Consider the following 23785-nt stretch of genomic DNA (forward strand, 5'->3'; position numbering starts at 1 on the left):
GCGGCGGGCGGGTCTTCACATTACCCGCGAGTCCGCCGACTTCGGTGATCATGCGGGCAGCCGGAAATCGACGACATGGAGCGCCGAGGGCGTGGTCCCGCTGGACTTCTCCTGGTACATGACCGACAGCGTCCCGTCCTGCGAGACGCGCATCTCGTCGATCACGACCTCGCCGAAGGCGTTCAGACCGCCGCCGTCGTACAGGAGTTTCCAGTCGGTGTATCCGGAGGACTTCGATGCGGCGGCGATCCGGCCGAAGGGCATGATCGCGTAGACGTTGTCGTACTTGTCCAGGATCAGCTTGGTGCGCTGGCTGGAGCTGAGCGCGATCGGGATCTCGGTCTTGGTCCAGGTCCCCGAGACGTTCTTGCGCAGGTGGAAGGCGCGGCCGTTGTTCGTCCGGTCGGTGACGTAGTCGGTGGTGCACTGTCCGAAGCGGCCGGGCACATAGCTGATGATCGCGTGCGGCAGGCCGGTGGAGTCGGTGGCCTGGCTCTCCTGGTTCATCAGGGAGTGGTCCGGATTGAGCGGGTCGACGACGAGCCCGGCGTCGGTGACGGCCACCGTGTCGGAGCCGCCCGTGGTGCCGACGACGGTGCCCGCGTCGTTGCGCCAGGTGCGGCCACGGTCGGTCGAGTAGACGTAGCCGGTGTCGTGGTTGGTGATGCCGCCGCTGTTGCACATCACGGCGCCGTTCTGCTCGCGCCAGGTGAAGAAGGAGTGCAGCCGTCCGTCGACGTCGTAGTCGATGCCGTGCAGATACATGTTGCGGGCGGTGCTGGAGCCGTGCTCGCTGGTGTACGTGCCGGTCGAGCTGGACCACTCCCCGAGAGCGGTCCAGGACGAGCCGTCGTACTCCGCGAGGGCGTTGCGCCCGTTTCCGGAGATGCCCACGCGGTAGCTCAGCTGGAGCTTGCCGTCGGGCGTGGAGACGAACTGGGGGTACGTGAACTGTGTCGTGAGCGCGAGCCCGTCCAGCGAGGTCCCTACGGCTCCGAAGACCGCGGAGGTCCAGGCCGTCGAGGCGGGGTTGTCGAGCAGCCCGGCCACCGACTTCACGTAGAAGAAGCCGTCGCTGTGGGAGTCCATGTTGAGGTGCAGCCGGCCGTCGGTCTTCGACACGCCCATGGAGATCACGTTGTGCGAGTCGGAGCTCTTGAGCTGGTGGGCGAGGGTGACCGTCGACCAGCTCGACGCACCGAGCGCCCGGCGGGCGACCACCGCGCTGCGGTCGGTGGTGTACCAGACGGCGTACTGATAGCCCTTGTAAGTCAACAGCCCGTTCTTCTGGAACGAGTTGTTGTTGACCAGGCCGTCGTACGACACGAAGAAGAGGGCCTGGGCGTCCAGTTGGGTGCTGCCGGTGAGGGTGACCGAGGGGCCGGGGTCGGCCGCGCGTGCCGTACCGGCGATACCGGGGCCTGCCACGGCGCCGAGCACGGCCGTCGCCAACAAGGTGCGTCTTCTCATGTCCGGGACTCCTGGGTAGGGCTTCGCGCGGGTGTCAGGCGAGGTGGAAGACTTCGGTGAGGGGCTTCATGGCCTCGTCGGGTCGGGCGCCGTCCAGCGATTCGAAGAACGGCGCCATCTCCGTCTGCCAACGGGCATTGATGTCGGTGGCTTCCATGCCGGCCTGTGCGGCCGCGAAGTCCTCGGTCTCCAAGTAGCCGACCAGCAGGCCGTCTTCGCGCAGGAAGAGCGAGTAGTTGTGCCAGCCGGTGGCCGAGAGCGCTTGGAGCATCTCGGGCCACACGGCGGCGTGCCGCTCGCGGTACTCGTCGAGACGGTCCGCACGGACCTTCAGCAGGAAGCACACACGCTGCATCAAAGACCCTCCGGGGCCGAGAAAGACGACTGCTGGGACAACTGCTGGGACGACTGCTGGAAGGTGGACTGCTAGAAGTTGAACTGGTCGATGTTCTTGGCGTCGAAGGCGGTCGGCTTGCCCAGGTTGATCACGCCGTCCTTGCCGATGGTGTACGAGCCCATGTCACCGGCCTTGAAGGTCTCGCCCTCCTTGCCGGTGATCTGCCCCGAGGACAGCGCCACGGCCGTACGCGCGGCGAGCTCGCCGAGCTTCGCCGGGTCCCACAGCTCGAAGGCGTCGACGGTGCCGTTCTTGACGTACTTGCGCATGTCGTTGGGGGTGCCGAGGCCGGTCAGCTTGACCTTGCCCTTGTACTTGGAGCCGGACAGGTACTGAGCCGCGGCCTTGATGCCGACGGTGGTCGGGGAGATGATCCCCTTCAGGTTCGGGTGCTCCTGGAGCAGGCCCTGGGTCTGCTGGAAGGACTGCTGGGCGTCGTCGTTGCCGTAGGCGACCTTGACCAGCTTGATGTCCTTGTACTTCGGGTCCTTCAGCTCCTCCTTCATGAAGTCGATCCAGGTGTTCTGGTTCGTGGCGGTCTGCGCGGCGGACAGGATCGCTATCTCGCCCTTGTAGCCGATCTGCTCGGCGAGCAGCTGGACCTCGGTGCGGCCCAGGTCCTCGGCGCTGGCCTGCGAGACGAAGGCGTTGCGGCACTCGGGCTTGGTGTCGGAGTCGTACGTGACGACCTTGATCTTGTTGCTCATGGCCTGCTTGAGAGCGGTGCACAGGGCGCCCGGGTCCTGCGCGGAGACGGCCATGGCGTTGACCTGCTGCTGGGTGAGCGTGTTGACGTAACTCACCTGGCCGGAGGTGTCCGTGGCGCTGCTCGGGCCGACCTCCTTGTACTTGGAGCCCAGCTCCGTCAGCGCCTTCTCGCCGCCCTTGTCCGCCGAGGTGAAGTACGGGTTGTTGACCTGCTTGGGCAGGAAACCGACCGTCAGGCCCTTCTTGGTGGCCGCGTTCGGGTCGGCCGAGCCGGTCGCGGCGGCCGAGCCGCCCTCGCTCTTCACATCGTCCTTGGTGGTGCCGCCGCAGGCGGTGACGGCCAGGGCGAGCGAGGTGACGGCGGCGAGCGCCGCGCCGGTGCGGCGGATCGAAGACTTGCGCATGGCGGGGTCCTTTACGGGGGTGAGTGGGTGCGCCCCGAAGGGGCGCGGGGAACCGCGCGACCAGCCACGGACGGCCGGCGGCTTTGCGAACGGCCGATCCAGCGGAGCGCTTACGTGGCTCTGCGGCCCGCCCTCGCTATGGAGATCTGCCGCGCGACCCGGGGGCCGAGCACGGAGACGACGAGCAGAATGCCGGTGACGACAATCTGCGACTGGGCGGAGACGTCCTGAAGGCTCATCACGTTCTGCAGCGCGCCGAGCAGGAAGACTCCCGCGATCGCGCCGCCGAGCGTGCCCTTGCCGCCGTCGAAGTCGATGCCACCGAGGAGGACGGCCGCGATGACGGACAGCTCCAGCCCGGTGGCGTTGTCGTAGCGGGCGCTGGCGTAGTGCAGGGCCCAGAAGATGCCGGTGAGGGAGGCCATGAAGCCGGTGGCGACGAAGAGGATCAGCTTCTGCCGCTTGACGCGGATGCCGGCGAACCGCGCGGCCTCCTCGTTGGCGCCGACCGCGAAGGCCGAGCGTCCGAAGGGGGTGGCGTGAAGTACTACCACGGCGATCGCGAGGAGCACAAGGAAGGGCAGGAAGGCCTGCGGGATGAAGGTGTTCCCGATGCGTCCGGACGCGAAGTCCTGGTATTGGGTGGGGAAGTCGGTCACCGCGTCCGAGCCGAGCACGATCTGTGCGATGCCCCGGTAGGCGGCGAGCGTACCGATGGTGACGGCGAGGGACGGCAGCCCGAGCCGGGTCACCAGCAGGCCGTTGACCAGCCCGCAGACCACTCCCAGGAGCAGGCAGATCGGGATGATCGTCTCGATCGACATGCCCTGGTTCCACAGGGCGCCCATCACCGAGCCGGACAGTCCGGCCGTGGAGGCGACGGAGAGGTCGATCTCCCCGGCCACCACCAGCAGGGTCATCGGCAACGCGATCAGAGCGATGGGCAGCGTGTTGCCGATCAGGAACGACAGGTTGAGGGAGTTGCCGAAGCCGTCCACGAACCCGAAGGAGAACAGCAGCAGGACGATGAGGAGGGCGCCGACGACCGTGTCCCAGCGGACGGCGCGCGCGAGGGGCGAGTCAGCCATGACGGGCGTTCCTCTTCTTCAGTGCGGAGGCCACGCGCAGCGCGACGATCCGGTCGACCGCGATCGCGAGGATGAGCAGGATGCCGTTGATGGCGAGCACCCAGACGGAGCTGACACCGAGGGCGGGCAGCACGCTGTTGATGGAGGTGAGCAGCAGTGCGCCGAGCGCGGCGCCGTAGACGCTGCCGGAGCCACCGGTGAAGACGACACCGCCGACCACGACCGCGCTGACGACGGTGAGTTCATAGCCGGTGCTGGTGCCGGAGTCGACGTTGCCGAACCGGGCGAGGTACAGGGCGCCCGCGAGTCCGGCGAGGCCGCCGCACACGACGTACGCGGTGAGGATCCGCTTGCGGACGGGGATGCCGGCGAGCCGGGCGGCCTCCGGGTTGGAGCCCAGCGCGTACAGCTCGCGGCCGCTGCCGAAGTGCTTGAGGTAGTACGCGGTGACCAGCAGCACGGCCAGGGCGATCAGGGCGAGGTACGGGACCGCCGAGATACCGCCGGAGCCGAAGTCGACGAAGCTGCCCGGGAGGTCGGCCGCGGTGATCTGACGGGAGCCGACCCAGATGGAGTCGATGCCGCGGATGATGTAGAGCGTGCCGAGGGTGACGACGAGCGCGGGCACCTGACCGAGGCTGACCAGCAGCCCGTTGACGAGACCGCAGCCGATGCCGAGCAGGACGGCCAGGAACACCGCGACGACGGGGTTCCCACCGCCGTGCAGATAGGTACCGGCCGCGAAGGCGCTGATGCCGAGCGTGGAGCCGACCGACAGGTCGACGTTCCGGGTGATCACCACCAGCGACTGGCCGGTGGCGACCAGCACCAGGATCGTCGCGTTCAGCAGCAGGTCCTTGATGCCCTGCTCGGACAGGAACTCGCTGTTGCCCATCTGGGTGATGGCGATCATCACCAGGAAGACGGCCAGGATGGCGAGTTCGCGCATCTTGAAAACGCGGTCCGCCAGCCGGGTGCCACTCGATTTGGGCACTTCGGCGGCGGGGGCGGGGTTGGGTGCGGTCACCGTCATGCGGCGGCCCTCCGGGGGATGTTCGGAATCTGGCGGGCGGCCGTCCGAGGGGCCACCGAGGTGATGCGAACGCCCCACTGGGGGGAGGCGGGCGTCTGCGTGGCAGCCGACGCGCTTCGGGCGGCCGAACCGGCGGCTCCGAAATCCGTACCGGGGGCCCGCTCGGCCGCTGCCGGAGCGAGCTGGCCGCCCGGCCCGGTCGTTGCCGGAGCCACGCCGAGGGCGGCGCTCTCCGTGGCTGTCGACGTCATGCGGCAGCCCTCCCCGTGGCGGCGGCCATCACGGTCTCCTCGGTGGCTTCGGAGCGGGGTATCTCGGCGGTGAGCCGGCCCTCGTGCATCACCAGCACGCGGTCGGCCATGCCGAGGATCTCGGGCAGGTCGGAGGAGATCATCAGGACGGCCACCCCGTCGGCGGCCAACTCGCTGAGCAGCCGGTGTACTTCGGCCTTGGTGCCGACGTCGATGCCACGGGTCGGCTCGTCGACGATCAGCACCTTGGGGCCGGTGGCGAGCCACTTGGCGAGGACGACCTTCTGCTGGTTGCCGCCGGAGAGCGTGGAGACGGTGTCGGCGATCCGGGCGTATTTCACCTGGAGTTTGACCGCCCAGTCGAGGGAGCGGCTGCGCTCGGCGCCGCGGTCCATCAGGCCCGCCTTGACGGTCGTACGCAGCCCGGTGAGCCCGATGTTGCGCTCGATGGACATGTCCATCACCAGGCCCTGGGCGCGCCGGTCCTCGGGAACGAGGGCGAGCCCGGCGGCCATGGCCGTGGAGGGCGCCCCGTTCGTCAGTGAATTCCCGTCGACCTCGACCTCTCCGGCGTCCCAGCGGTCGACGCCGAAGACGGCCCGGGCAACCTCCGTACGCCCGGCGCCGACGAGTCCGGCGAGTCCGACGATCTCGCCGCGCCGGACGTCGAAGGAGACGTCGGTGAAGACGCCCTCGCGGGTCAGACGGCGCACGCTCAGGGCGACTTCGCCCGCCTCGACGTCCTGCTTGGGGTAGAGCTCGTCGAGATCGCGGCCGACCATCCGGCGTACCAGGTCGTCCTCGGTCATGCCGTCGAGGGGCTCGCTGGAGATCCAGGCACCGTCGCGCAAGGTCGTGACCCGCTGGCATATCTGGAAGATCTCCTCCAGGCGGTGCGAGATGAACAGCACCGCGGAGCCCTGCTCACGCAGGGTGCGGACGACACCGAAGAGGCGCGCCACCTCACTGCCGGTGAGGGCGGCGGTCGGCTCGTCCATGATCAGGACGCGGGCGTCGAAGGAGAGCGCCTTGGCGATCTCGACGATCTGCTGGTCCGCGATGGACAGTCCGCGCGCCGGGCGGTCGGGGTCGAGGTCGACGCCGAGGCGCTTCATCAGCGCGGCGGTCGCCGCGTGGGTGGCCTTGTGGTCGATACGGCCGAGGGCGCGCCGCGGCTGGCGGCCCATGAAGATGTTCTCGGCGATCGACAGGTCGGGGAAGAGCGTGGGCTCCTGGTAGATCACCGCGATGCCCGCGTCGCGGGCGTCGGCGGGACCGTGGAAGACGGTGGGCTCACCGTCCAGCAGCACCCGGCCGGCGTCCGGTCGGTGCACGCCGGCGAGCGTCTTGATGAGGGTCGACTTGCCCGCGCCGTTCTCACCGGCGAGTGCGTGCACTTCGCCGGGGAACAGTTCCAGGGACACGTCCCGCAGGGCGCGTACCGCGCCGAAGGACTTGGAGATGTCCTCGAGCGCCAGTACGGGGGCCGGACCCGCGTCGGACCGGTGGGTCATGGGAGCTCCTCAACGACGCGGGCGGAGAAGCCTCACGACGTCGTGAAAGGTTTCAACTAGGTTGCCGGGACGTTAGACATGTTGCCCAGGTCACGTCAATGGGTTCGGGCCGAAATTTTCGATAGCCAAAGGTCACAACCGAGTCACGGAGGGCCCGCTTCACCCAGGGGGTTGACAGCCCTTCGGGGGGCTCATAGCTTCAGCGTTCTGAATCGTTTCAGATCGTTTCAGACAGAAGGGCTGTTCAGATCAGGCAGAAGAGCAGCTCGGACCCGACTCCACAGTCATTCGAAACCGAAGCCACACCCGAAGTCACAGGAGCCCCGAAGTGACCGAGCTTGCCGCGGTGAAGACCGCCCTCAAGACCCAGGCAGTAGAGACGCCGTCATGGGCGTACGGGAACTCGGGAACCCGCTTCAAGGTGTTCGCACAGCCCGGAGTCCCGCGCAATCCGCGCGAGAAACTGGACGACGCCGCCCAGGTGCACGCCTTCACGGGCGCCGCGCCGACCGTCGCGCTGCACATTCCCTGGGACAAGGTCGACGCCTCCGACAGCTACGCGGAGCTGGCGAAGTACGCCGAGGAGCGCGGCCTGAAGCTGGGGGCGATCAACTCCAACACCTTCCAGGACGACGACTACAAGCTCGGCTCCATCTGCCACCCGGACGCGACGGTCCGCCGGAAGGCCGTCGGTCACCTGCTCGAGTGCGTCGACATCATGGACGCGACGGGTTCGAAGGACCTGAAGCTCTGGTTCGCAGACGGCACGAACTATCCCGGTCAGGACGACATTCGCGCGCGCCAGGACCGGCTGGCCGAGGGCCTGGCGCAGGTCTACGAGCGGCTCGGGGACGACCAGCGGATGCTGCTGGAGTACAAGTTCTTCGAGCCCGCCTTCTACTCGACGGACGTCCCGGACTGGGGCACCGCGTACGCGCACTGCCTCAAGCTCGGCCCCAAGGCCCAGGTCGTCGTCGACACCGGCCACCACGCCCCCGGCACCAACATCGAGTTCATCGTCGCCACGCTGCTGCGCGAGGGGAAGCTCGGCGGGTTCGACTTCAACTCGCGGTTCTACGCCGACGACGACCTGATGGTGGGCGCGGCCGATCCCTTCCAGCTGTTCCGGATCATGTACGAGGTGATCCGGGGCGGTGGCTTCACACCGGACGTCGCCTTCATGCTCGACCAGTGCCACAACATCGAGGCGAAGATCCCGGCGATCATTCGTTCGGTGATGAACGTGCAGGAAGCCACGGCCAAGGCACTGCTCGTGGATCGTGCGGAGCTGGCGGAGGCGCAGCGCACGGGGGATGTGCTGGCCGCGAACGCCGTGATCATGGACGCGTACAACACGGATGTGCGGCCGTTGCTCGCGGAGGTGCGCGAGGAGCTGGGGCTGGACGCGGATCCCGTCTCGGCGTACCGCCGGTCCGGGTGGGCGGAGAAGATCGCGGCGGAGCGGGTGGGTGGACAGCAGGCGGGGTGGGGGGCCTGAGCGGCTGAGTCTCGTCTGCCTGGTTCGGACCGTTGCAGGCTGCGGGTCCGATGCGGCTGGTCGCGCCCACGCGGCGGAGCCGCAAAAAGGTCACAGCCCCGCGCCCCTTCAGTGCGCTTCACCTCATCAGGTACCTCACACCTCACCCTTTCTTTTCTCTAAGGACCAAGAACATGGCATCCCATCCCGAAGCCGCCGCTCTGCTGGCCCGGTCGCACCGGCTCGGTGCTGATCCCCGTAACACCAACTACGCGGGCGGCAACGCGTCCGCGAAGGGTACTGACACCGATCCCGTGACCGGCGGTGACGTCGAGCTGATGTGGGTGAAGGGGTCCGGCGGTGACCTCGGCACCCTGACCGAAGCGGGCCTCGCCGTGCTGCGCCTCGACCGGCTGCGGGCGATGACGGAGGTCTACCCGGGGGTGGAGCGCGAGGACGAGATGGTCGCCGCGTTCGACTACTGCCTGCACGGCAAGGGCGGGGCCGCTCCGTCCATCGACACCGCCATGCACGGACTGGTGGACGCCGCGCACGTCGATCATCTGCACCCCGACTCCGGGATCGCGCTGGCCTGCGCCGCCGACGGCGAGAAGCTGACCGCCGAGTGCTTCGGCGACAGCGTGGTGTGGGTGCCGTGGCGTCGGCCGGGCTTCCAGCTGGGTCTGGACATCGCGGCGGTCAAGGAGGCCAATCCACAGGCGATCGGCTGCGTCCTCGGCGGGCACGGCATCACCGCCTGGGGCGACACGGCGGAGGAGTGCGAGCGGAACTCGCTGCACATCATCCGCACCGCGGAGGCGTTTCTCGTCGAGCGCGGGAAAGCCGAGCCGTTCGGACCGGTCGTCGAGGGGTACGGGGCGCCGGCCGAGGGTGAGCGCCGGGAGCGGGCCGCGGCGCTGGCGCCGTACATCCGGGCCCTCGCCTCGCAGGACAAGCCGCAGGTCGGCCACTTCACCGACTCCGATGTCGTCCTCGACTTCCTGGCGAGCGCCGAGCACCCGCGGCTCGCCGCGCTCGGCACCTCCTGCCCCGACCACTTCCTGCGCACCAAGGTCCGCCCGCTGGTCCTGGACCTGCCGCCGTCCGCTCCGCTGGAGGAGGCCGTCGCGCGGCTGGGGGAGCTGCACGCCGAGTACCGCGAGGAGTACGCGGCCTACTACCGGCGGCACGCCGACGCCGACTCCCCCGCGATGCGCGGCGCGGACCCGGCGATCGTGCTGATCCCCGGCGTCGGCATGTTCTCCTTCGGCAAGGACAAGCAGACCGCGCGCGTGGCCGGCGAGTTCTACGTCAACGCGATCAATGTGATGCGGGGCGCCGAGGCGGTCTCGACGTACGCCCCGATCAAGGAGTCGGAGAAGTTCCGCATCGAGTACTGGGCGCTGGAGGAGGCCAAGCTCCAGCGGATGCCGAAGCCGAAGCCGCTCGCCACCCGGGTGGCGCTGGTGACCGGCGCGGGCAGCGGGATCGGCAGGGCGATCGCCGAGCGGCTGGTGGCCGAGGGCGCATGCGTGGTGATCGCGGACCTCAACGCCGAGAACGCCGCCGAGGTCGCCACCTCGCTGGGCGGCCCCGACAAGGCCGTCGCCGTCACCGTCGACGTGACCTCCGAGGAGCAGATCGCCGAGGCCTTCAAGGCGGCGGTGCTCGCCTTCGGCGGGGTCGACCTGGTGGTGAACAACGCCGGTATCTCCATCTCCAAGCCGCTCCTTGAGACCACCGCGAAGGACTGGGACCTCCAGCACGACATCATGGCCCGCGGCTCCTTCCTCGTGTCGCGTGAGGCGGCCCGGGTGATGATCCAGCAGGAGCTGGGCGGCGACATCGTCTACATCGCCTCCAAGAACGCGGTCTTCGCCGGTCCGAACAACATCGCGTACTCCGCGACCAAGGCCGACCAGGCGCATCAGGTCCGGCTCCTGGCCGCCGAGCTGGGCGGGCACGGCATCCGGGTCAACGGCGTCAACCCCGACGGGGTCGTGCGCGGCTCGGGGATCTTCGCGGGCGGCTGGGGCGCGCAGCGCGCGGCGACGTACGGCATCGAGGAGGCGAAGCTCGGCGAGTTCTACGCCCAGCGGACCATCCTCAAGCGCGAGGTGCTGCCGGAGCATGTGGCGAACGCCGTCTTCGCCCTGACGGGCGGGGACCTGACCCACACCACCGGTCTGCACGTCCCGGTCGACGCCGGTGTCGCGGCGGCATTCCTGCGATGAGCGAGCAAGTGAAGACCTTCGCCGCGGTCGACCTCGGCGCGTCCAGCGGGCGCGTCATGGCCGGCCGCGTCGGCCCCGAGGCGCTGGAGCTGACGGAGGCGCACCGCTTTCCGAACCGGCCGGTGCGGGTTCCCGAGGGACTGCGCTGGGACATTCTCTCGCTGTACGCGGGGGTCCTGGACGGGCTGCGGGCGGCGGGCGCCGCGGCAGGCGGACGGCTCTCCTCGGTCGGCATCGACAGCTGGGCCGTGGACTACGGGCTGCTGGACGCCGACGGAGCGCTGCTCGGCAACCCGGTGCACTACCGCGATGCCCGCACCGAGGGTGTCGCGGAGAAGGTGTGGGCCACCGTGCCCGCCGCCGAGCTGTACGCGGCGACCGGGCTCCAGTACGCGCCCTTCAACACCCTGTACCAGCTCACGGCGGCCCGCTCGACGGCTCAACTCGCCGCCGCCAGGCGGCTGTTGCTTGTCCCCGATCTGCTGACGTACTGGCTCACGGGCGAGGCCGGCACGGAGATCACCAACGCCTCCACCACCCAGTTGATCGACCCGCGCACCCGCGACTGGTCGTACGATCTCGCGGAGCGGCTCGGCATCGACCTCAAGCTGTTCGCGCCGCTGCGGCAGCCGGGCGACGCGGCCGGTCTGCTGCGGCCGCACGTCCTGGAGGAGACCGGGCTGAGGGGCCCTGTCCCGGTGACGACCGTCGGCTCGCACGACACCGCCTCCGCGGTGGCCGCCGTTCCGGCCGTGGGCGAGCGGTTCGCCTACATCTGCACCGGCACCTGGTCCCTGGCGGGCCTGGAGCTGGACGCGCCGGTCCTCACCGAGGTGAGCCGCGCGGCCAACTTCACCAATGAACTGGGCCTGGACGGCACGGTCCGCTATCTGCGGAACATCATGGGGCTGTGGCTGCTCCAGGAGTGCGTACGGGAATGGGGACAGCCCGATCTCGGTGAGCTGCTGCGGGCCGCCGCGGAGGTGCCCGCGCTGCGGTCGGTCGTGGACGCCGGAGACGCCGAGTTCCTGGCGCCCGGCCGGATGTCGGCCCGGATCGCCGACGCCTGCCGGGAGTCGGGGCAGGCCGTGCCCGAGTCGCGCGCCGAGATCACCCGCTGCATCCTCGACTCCCTCGCCCTCGCCCACCGCAGGGCCGTCACCGACGCGCAGGAGCTCGCCGACCACCCGGTCGACGTCGTCCACATCGTCGGCGGCGGCACCCGCAACGAGCTCCTGTGTCAACTGACCGCCGATGCCTGCGGACTGCCGGTCGTGGCCGGCCCGGCGGAGGCGGCCGCGCTCGGCAACGTGCTCGTACAGGCCCGGTCACACGGCCTGGTCGGCGACCGTACGTCGATGCGGCGACTCCTCGCCCGTACGCAGCCGTTGCGGCGGTACGAGCCCCGGGGCGACGCGGCGGCCTGGCGTGCCGCGGAGGACCGGCTCACCCGTCCGTGAACGGCGACTCGCCCCTGTCCCTGAGCGGGAGGGCTCCCCTGCCGCTCGCCCGCCGCGTACCCTGCACTCATCCGATGATCGATCCCAAGGAGCTGCGATGCGTGTCGCCCTGTTCCTGACCTGTGTCAACGACACGCTCTATCCGGACACCGGCCGCGCCGTGGTGAAACTGCTGACCAGGCTGGGCGTCGAGGTCGACTTCCCGATGGCGCAGACCTGCTGCGGACAGGCCCACTACAACACCGGGTACCGACATCAGGCCGAGCCACTGGCCCGGCATTTCTCCGATGTCTTCGGTGAGTACGAGGCGATCGTGACGCCCTCCGGGTCGTGCGGCGCGATGGTGCGGGAGCTGTATCCGCGGATGGGTGAGCGGGCGCGGGCGGAGGGCCGCGGGGAGAGCCTCTCGGCCACGCTCGCCCCGGTGGTGCCGAAGACGTACGAGCTCACCGAGTTCCTCGTGGACGTACTCGGTGTGACGGACGTGGGCGCGTACTACCCGCACACCGTCACCTACCACCCCACCTGTCACGGGCTGCGCAGTCTCGGTCTCGGCGACCGGCCGCGCCGGCTCCTCCAGGCCGTCAAGGGGCTCGAACTGCGTGAGTTGCCCGGTGCGGACGAGTGCTGCGGGTTCGGCGGCACGTTCGCCGTCAAGAACTCCGATGTCTCGGCGGCGATGGGCGCGGACAAGGTGCGCAATGCGGAGTCGACGGGCGCCGACGTGCTGTGCGCCGCCGACAACTCCTGTCTGATGCACATCGGCGGCACGATGGCCCGGCTGGAGACGGAGATGCGGCCGGTGCACATCGCGGAGATCCTGGCCAGTACAGAAGAGGAGCCGAGCGCATGAGTGGCACCTTCGTTGGCATGCCTGTGTTTCCCCCACCCGCCCACCCGGCCTTCCCCGTGGCCGCCCGCGATGCGGTCAACAACCCGACCCTGCGCGGCAATCTGCGCCACGCCACCCACACCATCCGCGCCAAGCGGGCGGTCGCCGTCGCCGAACTCGACGACTGGGCCGCGCTGCGCGAGGCCGGAAAGCAGATCAAGGACCACACGCTCCGTCATCTCGACCGCTATCTGGTGCAGTTGGAGGAGTCGGTTACCGCGGCCGGGGGCATCGTGCACTGGGCCGCCGACGCCGACGAGGCCAACCGGATCGTCGCCGACCTGGTCAAAATGACCGGGGAGAGCGAGGTCGTCAAGGTCAAGTCGATGGCCACCCAGGAGATCGGCCTCAACGAAGCCCTGGAAGCCGAGGGCATCCACGCCTACGAGACCGATCTCGCCGAACTCATCGTGCAGTTGGGCAAGGACCGGCCCTCCCACATCCTCGTCCCGGCCATCCACCGCAACCGCGCCGAGATCCGCGACATCTTCGCCCGCGAGATGAGCGAGTGGGGCCGCCCCGCGCCGGAAGGCCTCACCGACACGCCCGCCGAACTGGCCGAGGCGGCACGCCTCCACCTGCGCGAGAAGTTCCTGCGCGCCAAGGTCGGCATCTCCGGCGCCAATTTCATGGTCGCCGAGACCGGCACCCTGATGGTCGTCGAGTCCGAGGGCAACGGCCGGATGTGCCTGACCCTCCCCGAGACCCTGATCTCGGTCGTCGGCATCGAGAAGATCGTGCCGACCTGGCAGGACCTGGAGGTCTTCCTCCAGACCCTCCCCCGCTCGTCGACCGCCGAGCGCATGAACCCGTACACCTCGATGTGGACCGGCACGACCGACGAGGACGGCCCACAGACCTTCCACCTGGTCCTCATCGACAACGGCCGCACCGACACACTCGCCGACGAGGTCGGCCGCCAGGCCCTGCGCTGCATCCGCTGCTCGGCGTGTCTCAACGTCTGCCCGGTCTACGAGCGCGCGGGCGGCCACGCCTACGGCTCGGTCTACCCCGGCCCGATCGGCGCGATCCTCAGCCCCCAGCTCCGGGGCACCGCCAGCGAGATCGACGCCTCACTGCCGTACGCCTCCACACTCTGCGGCGCCTGCTACGAGGTCTGCCCGGTCGCCATCGACATCCCGGAAGTCCTCGTCCACCTGCGCGAACGGGTCGCCGAGGGCGGTCAGGTGACGCGGGAGGGCAACAAGGTCGTCCTCAAGCCCGCCAAGGGGCACGCCGCCGAGCGAGCGGCGATGCGGGCGGCACGCTGGACGTTCAGTCACCCCGGCGCGCTGCGCACCGGCCAGCGGCTGGCGTCCCGGACGCGCCGCTTCCATCCGCGGTCGCTGCCCGGTCCGGGCAAGGCGTGGAGCGGGACCCGTGATCTGCCGGCGGTGCCCGCGGAGCCGTTCCGCGACTGGTGGCAGCGTACGCAGGGCGGAAAGGACACGGACAAGTGAGCAGCAGGGATCTGATCCTGGGCCGGGTGCGGCGCGCGCTCGCCGATGTGCCGCAGGACGACACGCCGTACGAGCAGGCCATCGAGCGCGGGTATCTGCGCGAGCACGGCGGGCGGAGCGTCGAGGAGACGGTGGATCTGCTCGCCGAGAACCTCGCCGACTACCGGGCCCTCGTGCACCGCACGGACACCGAGGAGTTGCCGTACCTGATCATGCGGCTGCTGGCCGCACGCGGCTCGCAGAGCGTCCTCGTACCGCCGGGGCTGCCGCCCGGGTGGATGGCGGCCGCCGATCCCACGCGGATCCACGACCGCGCCGCGAGCACCCCTGCCGAGCTGGACAGGGTGGAGAGTGTGGTCACCGGCTGCGCGCTCGCCATCGCCGAGACCGGCACCCTCGTGCTGGACGGCGGCCCCGATCAGGGCCGCCGCCGCATCACCCTGGTCCCCGATCACCACATCTGTGTCGTCCGCGTTCCCGGCCAGGTCGTCTCCTCCGTGCCCCAGGCCCTGGCGCGCCTCGACCCGACCCGCCCGCTGACCTGGATCTCCGGTCCTTCGGCGACCAGCGACATCGAGCTGGACCGGGTCGAGGGGGTGCACGGTCCGCGCACCCTGGAGGTAGTGCTGGTGAGCGGGGAGTGACCGGCGCGGCTAGCGTGAGGAGATGATCCGGTTCGAGCAGGTCACCAAGCGCTATCCGGACGGCACAACGGCCGTGGACGGCCTCTCCTTCGAGGTCTCCGAGGGCGAACTCGTCACCCTCGTAGGCCCGTCGGGCTGCGGCAAGACGACGACCATGATGATGGTGAACCGGCTGATCGAACCGACCTCGGGCCGGATCTTCGTGAACGGCCAGGACATCGCCACGGTCGACCCGGTGCGACTGCGGCGGCGGATCGGTTACGTCATCCAGCAGGTGGGGCTGTTTCCGCACCGGACGATCCTCGACAACACCGCGACCGTGCCGACGCTGGTCGGCTGGAAGAAGGCGAAGGCGCGGGCGCGCGCCGCCGAGCTGCTCGACCTGGTGGGCCTGGACCCGAAGACGTACGGCTCGCGCTATCCGCAGCAGTTGTCGGGTGGTCAGCGCCAGCGGGTCGGGGTGGCGCGGGCGCTGGCCGCCGATCCGCCCGTACTCCTGATGGACGAGCCCTTCGGGGCCGTCGACCCGGTGGTCCGGGAACAGTTGCAGGACGAGTTCCTGAGGATGCAGGAGACCGTGCGCAAGACGGTGCTGCTGGTCACGCACGACATCGAGGAGGCGGTGCGGCTCGGCGACCGGATCGCGGTGTACGGACAGGGGCGCATCGAGCAGTTCGACACACCGGGGGCCGTGCTGGGCACCCCCGCCACACCGTACGTCGCCGAGTTCGTGGGCGCCGACCGCGGGCTGAAACGGCTGTCGGTCACCGAGATCCAGCCCGCCGACCTGGACCAGCCGCCCGTCGCCCGCCTGGACGAGCCCGCCGAGCGGGCCGCCGCCCGGCTGCACGCGGAGGGGGCGCGCTGGGCGGTCGTACTGGACGCGGAGGGTGAACTGCACGGGTGGGTCGGCGTCGACGAGTTGGCCGCGGGCGGGTCCGTCGGCGACAGCGCGCACCGCATGAACTCGTGGGTACCGGTGGGCGCCCCGCTGAAGCAGGCGTTCGGCGTGATGCTTCAGCACGACGCGGGGTGGGTCGCGGTGCTGGACGGGGCGCGATTCCTGGGGGTACTGACGCCGGCGAAGCTGCATGAGGCGTTGCGGCGGTCGGTGGACGCGGATGCGCGTGGTGTGGCGCGGGGCCAGGTGTCGTTCGACTCGGTGTCCGATGCGTAGGCGCTCCGCTGGGCGGGGCGGGGATGCGGGTTGTCTGCCGGGTGCCGGTTGTGGGGCTGGGCGCGCCCACGCGGCGGAGCCGCACATGTCACAGCCCCGCGCCCCTTACGGGGCGCTGCAGTGCGGGGCGCGTTATTGCGGGGTGCGTTACGCCCTGGTCGGGCGGGCGGAGATTCGTGTCGTGGGGTTCAGGCACCAGGTGAGGGCCGACGGCCAGTCGCCGTAGCCCGCTTCCATGTCGAGGTGGGCGGCGCCGGGGATGAGGTCGGTGTCCAGGCCGAGGGGGACGCCGTACTCCTTGGCCGCGCCGTGCGGGCAGTACGGGTCGTTGTCGGTGGCCACGAGCCGGGTGACGGGTGCGGCGGTGCGCAGGTGTGCGGCGGTGGCGGCGGGTGCGCCGAAACCGGCGATGTCCTCGTAACCGGCGATGACCTCCTCGGACGGCGGCGCGACCAGGAGGACCCGGTCGGCGCGGACCCGGCCCCGGGCCACCGCGTGCAGCCACAGCGGGACGGCGAGGCTGTGGCAGACGACCACGCGCTCGTGCCGCTGCGCGTCGAGATGGGTGTGGAGCCGGTCGAGCCACACCTCCAGCCGCGGGTGGTCGGGGTCCGGGAGCTGGGGGTAGGTCACGGCGTGGCCGAGGGCGGTCAGTTCGGAGGCGAGCCAGTGCTGCCAGTGACCCTCGGGGCGGTGGTTCTGCCAGCCGTGCAGGATCAGGTAGGAGCGTGAGATCGAGGTCATGGTGGTGATCGTCCGTCCTGCTCGTCCATCCGGTCCAGTCAATGTTTTTTCATGGGACCGGTAGCAGCACCTTCAGTATTGACCTGCGTCGACTGGTCGCGCTGCGCGGGCGGGGTGTCCGGCTGACCGGGCAGGCCGGGTCGTGCTCCAGCACGCGGAGGTGATCGCCACCCAGTTGGAGCGGGCGCGCGCCGATCTCGCGGCGTGGGGGCTCGGCCGGGCGGGGGCGGAGCAGGACCCCGTGCTGATCGCCGGGCTGGAGCCGCCGGCCGCGGCGGGAGAGGCTGCCGCCAGCAGGCCCCTGTCCTTGAGGTAGGTCCGGGCCACGTCCTCGGGCAGCCGTCGCCGGCTGTCCACCTGCTGGTTCATCGACGCCAGGTCCGCCGTGGTGAGTACGTCGTTGAGCTTGCCGAGTGCCTTGGTGACGCGCTCGCTGCCGGCGCGCGAGCGGTTGACGACGGGCACGATGTAGTCGGCGTTCTGCAGATGCCTGTCGTCGGCGAGGAGGACGAGGCCGAACTCGTCCAGGGTGGCGTCCGTCGTCGTGGTCAGCACCATCTGGTCCTGGCCGCTCTGTACGGCCCGCTTCGCCTGGGTGGTGCCCACGCCCTTCGGGTCGACGGCGGTGATGTCGATGCCGTACGTCTTCTTCAACCCGGGTTCGCAGTACGGCCGTTGGACGCACTCGTCGCCCGCCGCGAGCCGTACCGGCAGTCGGGACGCGCCGAGGTCGCCGAGGGTTTTCAAGTGATGCTGCCGGGCGTACGTCGCCTTCACCGCGAAGGCGTTCTGGTCGACGGCCCTGCCCGGGTCGAGGACGGTGAGGCCGCGCGGTGTCGCCAGGGATCGGAGCGCCTTCATCGTGGCGGTGAGGTCGGGTGAGCCGACGGGTGGCGCGCCCGCGCCGTGGGTCTTGGCGTTCAGCCAGTCCGCGAAGGTGGCCGCGTACTCCGGTACGACATCGATCCGACCCGATTCCAGGGCGGGTTCGTAGAGTTCGCGGTTGGCGACGGTCAGTGTGGACGCCTTGTATCCGGCCTGGTTGAGCAGCAGTGCGTACATCTGGGCCAGCAGGTCGCTCTCGGTGAATCCGGCCGAGCCGATGATCAGGTGCTTGCTGTCGCCGGGCGGTGCGGTGACCGCGCCCCGGTTCTCCAGGGACGGGCCGGTGGTGCAGCCGGTGAGCAGGAGTGCGCCGATGACGACGGCGGGTCGCTTCATCGCGAGCCCCTGGCCCAGCGCGGCGCCAGTCGTTCGGCGATCTCGAAGATCCCCTCGATGACCAGCGCGAACACGGCGACGAGGACGGCACCGGCGACGACCTGTGGGGTGCTCGCCAGATTGAAGCCCGCGGTGATGATCCGGCCGAGTCCGCCACCGCCCGCGAGCGCGGCGATGGTGGCGGTCGCAACGAGTTGGACGGCGGCGATGCGTACGCCGTTCATGACCAAGGGGAGCGAAAGGGGCAGTTCGACGTGAAACAACATCTGTCGCCCGGTCATCCCCATCCCGCGCGCCGCGCGCACCACACTGCGGTCGACCTCGCGCATCCCGACGTATGCGTTGGTGAGCAGTGGCGGCACGGCGAAGAGGACCAGCGCGACGACGGTCGGGCCCTCGCCCCACTTACCGAGCGGGGTGAGCAGCAGAAGGACCAGCACGGCGAAGGTGGGGACGGCGCGGCCGATGTTGGAGATGTTGACGGCGAGCGCGCCGCCCTTGCCGAGGTGGCCGAGGACGAGGGCGACCGGCAGTGCGATCAGACAGCTGATGACGAGGCAGACGACGGTCAGGACGAGATGCTGGGCGAGGCGGTGCCAGATGCCGTCGTCGCCCGACCAGTGTGCGGGGTCGGTGAGCCAGTTCCAGGCGTCGGTGAGGGTGTTCATCCGCGGGCCGCTCGGGTCCACGGGGTGATGAGCCGCTGCACTCCGAGCAGGAGGAGGTCCGCGGCGACGGCGATGACGACGCACAGCACGGACGCGGTGAGGACCTGTGCCTTGAAGTAGGTGTTCATGCCGGAGTAGATGAGGTTGCCGAGTCCTCCGAAACCGACGATCGCGCCGACCGTCACCAACGAGACCGCCGAGACGGTGGCGATGCGCAGTCCGGCCATCGCGGCGGGTACGGAGAGCGGCAGTTCGACGGTGAGGAGGAGGCGGATGGGGCCGTAGCCCATGCCGCGTGCGGCCTGCCGGGTCTCCTCGGGAACGGCGCGCAGGCCCGCGAGAACGTTCCGGACGAGGAGGGTCAGCGAGTAGAGGACGAGGCCCGCGACCACCAGCGTGGCGGACAGCCCGTACACGGGCAGGAGCAGCGAGAACATCGCGAGGGACGGAATGGTGTAGAGGATCGTGGTCACCGCGAGGACCGGACCGGCCGCCCAGCCCCAGAGACGGGCCAGTACGGCCAGCGGCACCGCGATGACGAGTCCGATGAGGACGGAGAGCGCCGTGAGCTGGAGGTGCTGGACGACCGCGTCGAGGAGGATCTGCCGGCGGGTGCTCAGGTACGCACCGCAGATCCACTCGTTGCGCGCGAGGCAGTCGTCCGGGGGCGCGGTCACCCGTCCATTGCATCGAGGGCGGGTGGGGGTCGGCGCGTTCTGGTGACCCGTACGGGGTGTCAGTGAGGACTCGGTACGGCCTGGCCAGGCGCCGGGCGTCTGGGGCGCCGTCGTCGCGGTCGCGGCGGCGGTACCCCTGGCCGCCTGAGCAGGTGACCCACGGTCTTCACACGCCGATCGCCCCGTCGATCCGCTCCCTGAGCAGATCGGCGTGCCCGTTGTGACGGGCGTACTCCTCGACCATGTGGATGAGTACCCAGCGCAGCGACACCGGTCCGCGCCAGGCGTCCTCGCCCACGAGGTCGAGGTCGGGCGCGGCGTCGACGAACGCGTCGGCGAACGCCACCTCGCCGCGCCAGGCCTCCCACGCCGCCGCGACGACCGCGGGATCGGGCACCGCGCCGTCGAAGTCCGCGTCGGGCAGTTCCGGGGAGGAGAAGCGGGGCGGAGCATCCTGACCGGCCAGGACGCTCCGGAACCAGCGTCGTTCGACATCGGCGAGGTGCCGGACCAGGCCTAGCAGGGAGAGCGTGGACGGTGCCACGGACCGCCGCGCCAACTCCCCTCCCAGACCCGCGCACTTCAGCCCCAGCGTGGCGCGCTGGGCCGCGAGGAAGTCGACGAGCAGGGCGCGCTCGTCGGCGGTGGCACTGCCGGTGAACCGGGGGTCCCCCTCCTCGTCGATGAACATCTCGGCTCTCCTCTGTGGTGTCATGCACACCATCATCGACGACGGGACCGCGGCCCGGAAGCCGGGGTGACGCCGCCCGCACTGGCACCGGCCCGGCCGAGTGGCGTCTCCCGTGCCGCCCCCGCAGCCGCCGCGCCGTGCGCACGATGCCGGATTCACCCGGCACCTCGTCGACCGTTGACTGCGCAGCCGCACCGTGGAAATCTAATGCTCAATGAAGAGAATGCAGTTCCCAACCGCGAGGTCGAAAGTATTCCGCGGCGGGCGCGGCGGCTCTTCAGCGTGGGCGTCCGCCGCCTGCCGGTCGGGGCGTTCGACAGCGTGGGCGCAGCGCCCGAACAGGAGAGGTAGCCCCGTGCCACACTTCGCACGCCGATGCCGCCGACCGACTTCGCCGAACGCGAGACAAGCGACGCGATCGCCGAGCCCGCGGTCCGACCCGACGCAACGCCGAGCCAGTGCCCTGAGCCGACTCGACGACTGCCCGAGCCGCTCAGTTCGATGAACCACTCCATCACCACTGGCATAACCACTCGCACCACTCACGCTCAGCGAACCACTCAATTCACCACCGGCGGGACACACGCGTTGCGGTGTCCGAAGGGAGCGTTGCACACGGTGAACGACTTCGAGGCGATGAACTTCTTCCGGGACGACGGGCTCGTCGCGGACCCCTACCCGTACTTCGAGGCGATGCGCGGGAAGTGTCCCGTACAGCGCGAGAGTCACCATGACGTGGTGATGGTGACGGGGTACGACGAAGCGGTTCACGTACTGAACGACAGCGAGAAGTTCTCATCGTGCCTCTCGGTGTCCGGTCCCTTCCCCGGGTTCCCCGTCCCCCTCGAAGGGGACGACGTGAGCGAGCTGATCGAGCGGCACCGTGGCGAACTCCCCTTCAGTGACCAGATCACGACGCTCGACCCGCCCCAGCACACGGATCACCGCGCGCTGCTGATGCGGCTGATCACACCGAGGCGCCTCAAGGAGAACGAGGAGGCCATCTGGCAGCTCGCCGACAGCCACTTGGACTCGTTCCTCGCCGCCGGCGAGGGCGACTTCATCAGCGGATTCGCCGGTCCCTTCACCCTGCGCGTCATCACCGACCTGCTCGGCGTGCCCCACGAGGACCGCGAGGAGTTCGTCGGGGGTCTGGAGCACCGGCCGCAGTCCGATGCCGGCATCGGCAGCATGGAAAAGGAGATGGAGCACTCTCCGCTGGAGTACCTCTACGGGCGGTTCACGTCCTATGTCGAGGACCGGCGCCGCGCACCGCGCGAGGACGTGCTCAGCGGTCTGGCCGCCGCGACGTTCCCGGACGGCTCGACGCCCGACGTCGCCGATGTGGCGCGGGTCGCGACCAATCTCTTCGCTGCGGGCCAGGAGACCACGGTCCGGCTCCTCAGTAACGCGCTCAAGCTCCTCGTCGAGGACCCCGGGCTCCAGCGACTGCTGCGCGCGGAGCGCGAGCGCATCCCCAACTTCATCGAAGAGGCACTGCGAATGGAGAGCCCGGTCAAGGGCGACTTCCGGCTGTCCCGGGTGCCGACCACGGTGGGCGGGGTCGACATCCCGGCCGGCTCCACGGTGATGATCCTGAACGGGGCCGCGAACCGGGATCCGCGCCACTTCGAGGAGCCGGAGACCTTCGACCCCGCCCGCGCCAACGCCCGCCACCACCTCGCGTTCGGCCGCGGCATCCACACCTGCCCCGGCGCGCCGCTCGCCCGTGCCGAGGGCCGGGTGGCCATCGAGCGGCTGCTCGACCGCACGGCCGACATCAGGCTCTCGGAGCGCGTGCACGGCCCCGAGGGCGCCCGCCGGTACACCTATCTCCCGACGTACATCCTGCGCGGTCTGACCAACCTGAACGTGGAGTTCACCCTCGCCGGGGAGCGGGCGCGGTGAAGGCGAAAGTCGACGAGGACCGCTGCCGGGGACACGGCGTCTGCTGGTCGCTCTGCCCCGAGGTGTTCGACCTGACCGACGACGGCTACGCGGTGGTGATCACGCCCGAAGTGCCCGCCGAGTTCGAGGGGGCGGTGCGTACGGCGATGGGCAGTTGTCCCGAGCGCGCCATCTCGGTGGACTGACGGTGGTGGCCATGGCGTCCGGCATCGCCACCGTCGCCCGCGTCTCCGGCGGGCGCTTCCGGGCCTGCTTCGGTACGGGTTCATGTGCGACCGGCTCGCGTCCGGACGGCGGCGCACACACCGCCGTCCACGAGGAGGTCGATACCGCTGAGGAAACCGGCTTCCGACGACAGCAGAAAGGCGACGGCCGCGGCGACGTCCTCGGAGCGGCCCTGCCGGCCCAGCGGGGTCTGCCGCAGGAGCAGCTCCATCCCCGGATGGCTCGCGGATTCCTGCCGGCCCTGGGGAGTGTCGATCAGCCCCGGAGACACCGAGCAGACACGAGCACCGAGCGGTCCGATGCGCACCGCCTCCCGCTGGACGAAGCGATGCACCCCGCGCTTGGCCCACGTGTACGCGATCCCGGTGTCCTCGATGCGCGGCCCGACGGCCTCGTGGACACGGTCGAGGAACCGCTCGTCGAGCGGGTCGTCCAGCACCGCGTCGATGGCCGGGTCCGGTTCGGTGCCGCCGAGCAGCGGGGCCATCGAGGCGAAGCACACCATGGCCGTGCCGGCGGTGGCCAGCGGGCGGAGCGTCTCGGCCAGCAGCGCGGTCCCGACGAGGTCGACGGTGAAGATACGACGCCAGTCGGCCATCGTGGGCGAGATGCCCGCGGCGTGCGCGACGGCGCGCAGGGTGCCGAGTTCGCCGACGCGCGTGGCGAGCCCGGCCAGGCCCTCCGCATCCGTGATGTCGAGGACGAAGGGCTCGACGACGGCACCCTGTGCGCCGGTGGACAGGTCCTTGGCCGCGGCGGTCACGGTCGCCTCGTCGCGGTCGACGAGGAGCAGGATGTCCACCTGGTCGATGAGCCGCCGCGCGCAGGCCAGCCCCATGCCGCGGCCGGCACCGGTGACGATCCCGACGGTCGTCATGCGCTCATCCCCCAGAACCGCTCCAGGCTCTGCTGTGCCACCCGGCTCACCAGCTCGACGCGATAGCCGCTGGCCGGGCTGCGGAGGAACGCGAAGGGGGCGCCGTCGGCGCCCGTACGCGTCGCCTCCCGGACGAAACCGTGGCATTCCAGTTCGCCGGCGTCCGCGGCGACGTCGTCGGACCAGTAGCCGACGTGATGGACGGCGCCGTCTGCCGCCGGTTCCCAGAGGGTTCCCGGGACGCGCCGGACGATCTCGAGGCGGGGTGTCGTCGTCGAGAAGACGCACCCGAGCTCGACGACGGCATCTCCGCCCGGCAGCGTCACCGGGACCGGTCCGCCGATCTCGCCGCACCACTTGTACCCGAACAGGGAAGAGAACTCGGCCAAGGTCGTCTCTAAGTCCTCGACGACGATGCCGAGATGGAACTGGTCCTCGGCCTTCAGCACCCGGCCGACGGCCGCCTGCCCGTACTCCATCGCTTCCAACGTGTCTCCCTCGTCATTGAGTTCAACCGCCCAAAAGAAGTACATTCTTCTAAATGAGAACGATATTCTCATGGGCC

At 69.9% G+C, this 23785-nt stretch carries 22 protein-coding genes and 1 pseudogene; 9 read left to right on the forward strand and 14 right to left on the reverse strand.

What is annotated here, in order from left to right; translation table 11 throughout:
* Positions 1-48: 48 nt before the first annotated feature.
* The 7 genes from OG747_RS03300 to OG747_RS03330 form a co-directional block, all read right to left on the reverse strand.
* Entirely contained in the window at positions 49-1470 is a 1422-nt protein-coding gene (locus OG747_RS03300) for a BNR repeat-containing protein (RefSeq protein WP_405877591.1), read from the reverse strand.
* A gap of 34 nt (positions 1471-1504) precedes the next feature.
* Positions 1505-1825: an L-rhamnose mutarotase gene (locus OG747_RS03305; RefSeq protein ID WP_405877593.1), complete on the reverse strand. Its 321-nt coding sequence runs from the start codon at positions 1823-1825 to the stop codon at positions 1505-1507.
* 71 nt (positions 1826-1896) lie between these two features.
* On the reverse strand, positions 1897-2979 hold the full coding sequence (gene rhaS / locus OG747_RS03310; RefSeq protein ID WP_405877595.1) for a rhamnose ABC transporter substrate-binding protein: 1083 nt from the start codon (positions 2977-2979) through the stop codon (positions 1897-1899).
* 110 nt (positions 2980-3089) lie between these two features.
* Positions 3090-4067 carry an ABC transporter permease gene (locus tag OG747_RS03315; RefSeq protein ID WP_405877597.1) on the reverse strand — a complete coding sequence of 326 codons (978 nt, stop codon included), beginning with the start codon at positions 4065-4067 and terminating at the stop codon, positions 3090-3092.
* On the reverse strand, positions 4060-5100 hold the full coding sequence (locus tag OG747_RS03320) for an ABC transporter permease (protein WP_405877599.1): 1041 nt from the start codon (positions 5098-5100) through the stop codon (positions 4060-4062). Before OG747_RS03320 ends, OG747_RS03315 begins: the two co-directional genes overlap by 8 nt.
* Positions 5097-5351 carry a hypothetical protein gene (locus OG747_RS03325; protein WP_405877601.1) on the reverse strand — a complete coding sequence of 85 codons (255 nt, stop codon included), beginning with the start codon at positions 5349-5351 and terminating at the stop codon, positions 5097-5099. Before OG747_RS03325 ends, OG747_RS03320 begins: the two co-directional genes overlap by 4 nt.
* Complete coding sequence (locus OG747_RS03330; protein WP_405877603.1) at positions 5348-6865, reverse strand: sugar ABC transporter ATP-binding protein; 1518 nt, start codon at positions 6863-6865, stop codon at positions 5348-5350. Before OG747_RS03330 ends, OG747_RS03325 begins: the two co-directional genes overlap by 4 nt.
* A gap of 328 nt (positions 6866-7193) precedes the next feature.
* Between OG747_RS03330 and rhaI the strand changes: the two genes are divergently transcribed.
* The 7 genes from rhaI (at position 7194) to OG747_RS03365 (ending at position 16209) form a co-directional block, all read left to right on the forward strand.
* Positions 7194-8363 carry an L-rhamnose isomerase gene (gene rhaI / locus OG747_RS03335; protein WP_405877605.1) on the forward strand — a complete coding sequence of 390 codons (1170 nt, stop codon included), beginning with the start codon at positions 7194-7196 and terminating at the stop codon, positions 8361-8363.
* A gap of 173 nt (positions 8364-8536) precedes the next feature.
* Complete coding sequence (locus OG747_RS03340) at positions 8537-10576, forward strand: bifunctional aldolase/short-chain dehydrogenase (protein WP_405877607.1); 2040 nt, start codon at positions 8537-8539, stop codon at positions 10574-10576.
* The gene (locus tag OG747_RS03345) at positions 10573-12036 is read left to right on the forward strand and encodes a rhamnulokinase family protein (protein WP_405877609.1); all 1464 of its coding nucleotides are present in this window, start codon (positions 10573-10575) and stop codon (positions 12034-12036) included. The genes OG747_RS03340 and OG747_RS03345 overlap by 4 nt, the downstream gene beginning before the upstream one ends.
* A 97-nt stretch (positions 12037-12133) precedes the next feature.
* Positions 12134-12889 carry a (Fe-S)-binding protein gene (locus OG747_RS03350; RefSeq protein ID WP_405877611.1) on the forward strand — a complete coding sequence of 252 codons (756 nt, stop codon included), beginning with the start codon at positions 12134-12136 and terminating at the stop codon, positions 12887-12889.
* Complete coding sequence (locus OG747_RS03355) at positions 12886-14388, forward strand: LutB/LldF family L-lactate oxidation iron-sulfur protein (protein WP_405877613.1); 1503 nt, start codon at positions 12886-12888, stop codon at positions 14386-14388. The genes OG747_RS03350 and OG747_RS03355 overlap by 4 nt, the downstream gene beginning before the upstream one ends.
* The gene (locus OG747_RS03360) at positions 14385-15032 is read left to right on the forward strand and encodes a lactate utilization protein C (RefSeq protein WP_405877615.1); all 648 of its coding nucleotides are present in this window, start codon (positions 14385-14387) and stop codon (positions 15030-15032) included. The genes OG747_RS03355 and OG747_RS03360 overlap by 4 nt, the downstream gene beginning before the upstream one ends.
* Before the next feature lie 22 nt (positions 15033-15054).
* On the forward strand, positions 15055-16209 hold the full coding sequence (locus OG747_RS03365; RefSeq protein ID WP_405877617.1) for a betaine/proline/choline family ABC transporter ATP-binding protein: 1155 nt from the start codon (positions 15055-15057) through the stop codon (positions 16207-16209).
* A gap of 147 nt (positions 16210-16356) precedes the next feature.
* On the opposite strand, the gene OG747_RS03370 is transcribed toward OG747_RS03365, so the two are convergent.
* The 5 genes and pseudogenes from OG747_RS03370 to OG747_RS03390 form a co-directional block, all read right to left on the reverse strand.
* Entirely contained in the window at positions 16357-16953 is a 597-nt protein-coding gene (locus OG747_RS03370) for an RBBP9/YdeN family alpha/beta hydrolase (protein ID WP_405877619.1), read from the reverse strand.
* Positions 16954-17244: 291 nt separating this feature from the next.
* Positions 17245-18174 (reverse strand): annotated as a pseudogene (locus tag OG747_RS03375) (ABC transporter substrate-binding protein); the annotation flags it as partial.
* Positions 18171-18842: an ABC transporter permease gene (locus tag OG747_RS03380; RefSeq protein WP_405877621.1), complete on the reverse strand. Its 672-nt coding sequence runs from the start codon at positions 18840-18842 to the stop codon at positions 18171-18173. The gene OG747_RS03380 and the pseudogene OG747_RS03375, both read right to left, overlap by 4 nt.
* Positions 18839-19519, reverse strand: coding sequence for an ABC transporter permease (locus tag OG747_RS03385; RefSeq protein WP_405877623.1), 681 nt, complete (start codon positions 19517-19519; stop codon positions 18839-18841). The genes OG747_RS03380 and OG747_RS03385 overlap by 4 nt, the downstream gene beginning before the upstream one ends.
* 166 nt (positions 19520-19685) lie before the next feature.
* Positions 19686-20234, reverse strand: a complete 549-nt coding sequence (locus OG747_RS03390; protein ID WP_405877625.1) for a DinB family protein — start codon at positions 20232-20234, stop codon at positions 19686-19688.
* Positions 20235-20828: 594 nt separating this feature from the next.
* On the opposite strand from OG747_RS03390, the gene OG747_RS03395 reads away from it, so the two are divergent.
* Positions 20829-22118, forward strand: coding sequence for a cytochrome P450 (locus OG747_RS03395; RefSeq protein WP_405877627.1), 1290 nt, complete (start codon positions 20829-20831; stop codon positions 22116-22118).
* Complete coding sequence (locus tag OG747_RS03400) at positions 22115-22303, forward strand: ferredoxin (RefSeq protein WP_405877629.1); 189 nt, start codon at positions 22115-22117, stop codon at positions 22301-22303. Before OG747_RS03395 ends, OG747_RS03400 begins: the two co-directional genes overlap by 4 nt.
* A gap of 80 nt (positions 22304-22383) precedes the next feature.
* Here OG747_RS03400 and OG747_RS03405 read toward each other — a convergent pair whose 3' ends face one another.
* Together OG747_RS03405 and OG747_RS03410 are read right to left on the reverse strand one after the other, a co-directional pair.
* Positions 22384-23220, reverse strand: a complete 837-nt coding sequence (locus OG747_RS03405) for an SDR family oxidoreductase (RefSeq protein WP_405877631.1) — start codon at positions 23218-23220, stop codon at positions 22384-22386.
* Positions 23217-23699, reverse strand: a complete 483-nt coding sequence (locus tag OG747_RS03410; protein ID WP_405877633.1) for a VOC family protein — start codon at positions 23697-23699, stop codon at positions 23217-23219. Before OG747_RS03410 ends, OG747_RS03405 begins: the two co-directional genes overlap by 4 nt.
* Between the last annotated feature and the right edge of the window lie 86 nt (positions 23700-23785).

The organism is Streptomyces sp. NBC_01384, assembly GCF_045040035.1.
GTDB lineage: Bacteria > Actinomycetota > Actinomycetes > Streptomycetales > Streptomycetaceae > Streptomyces.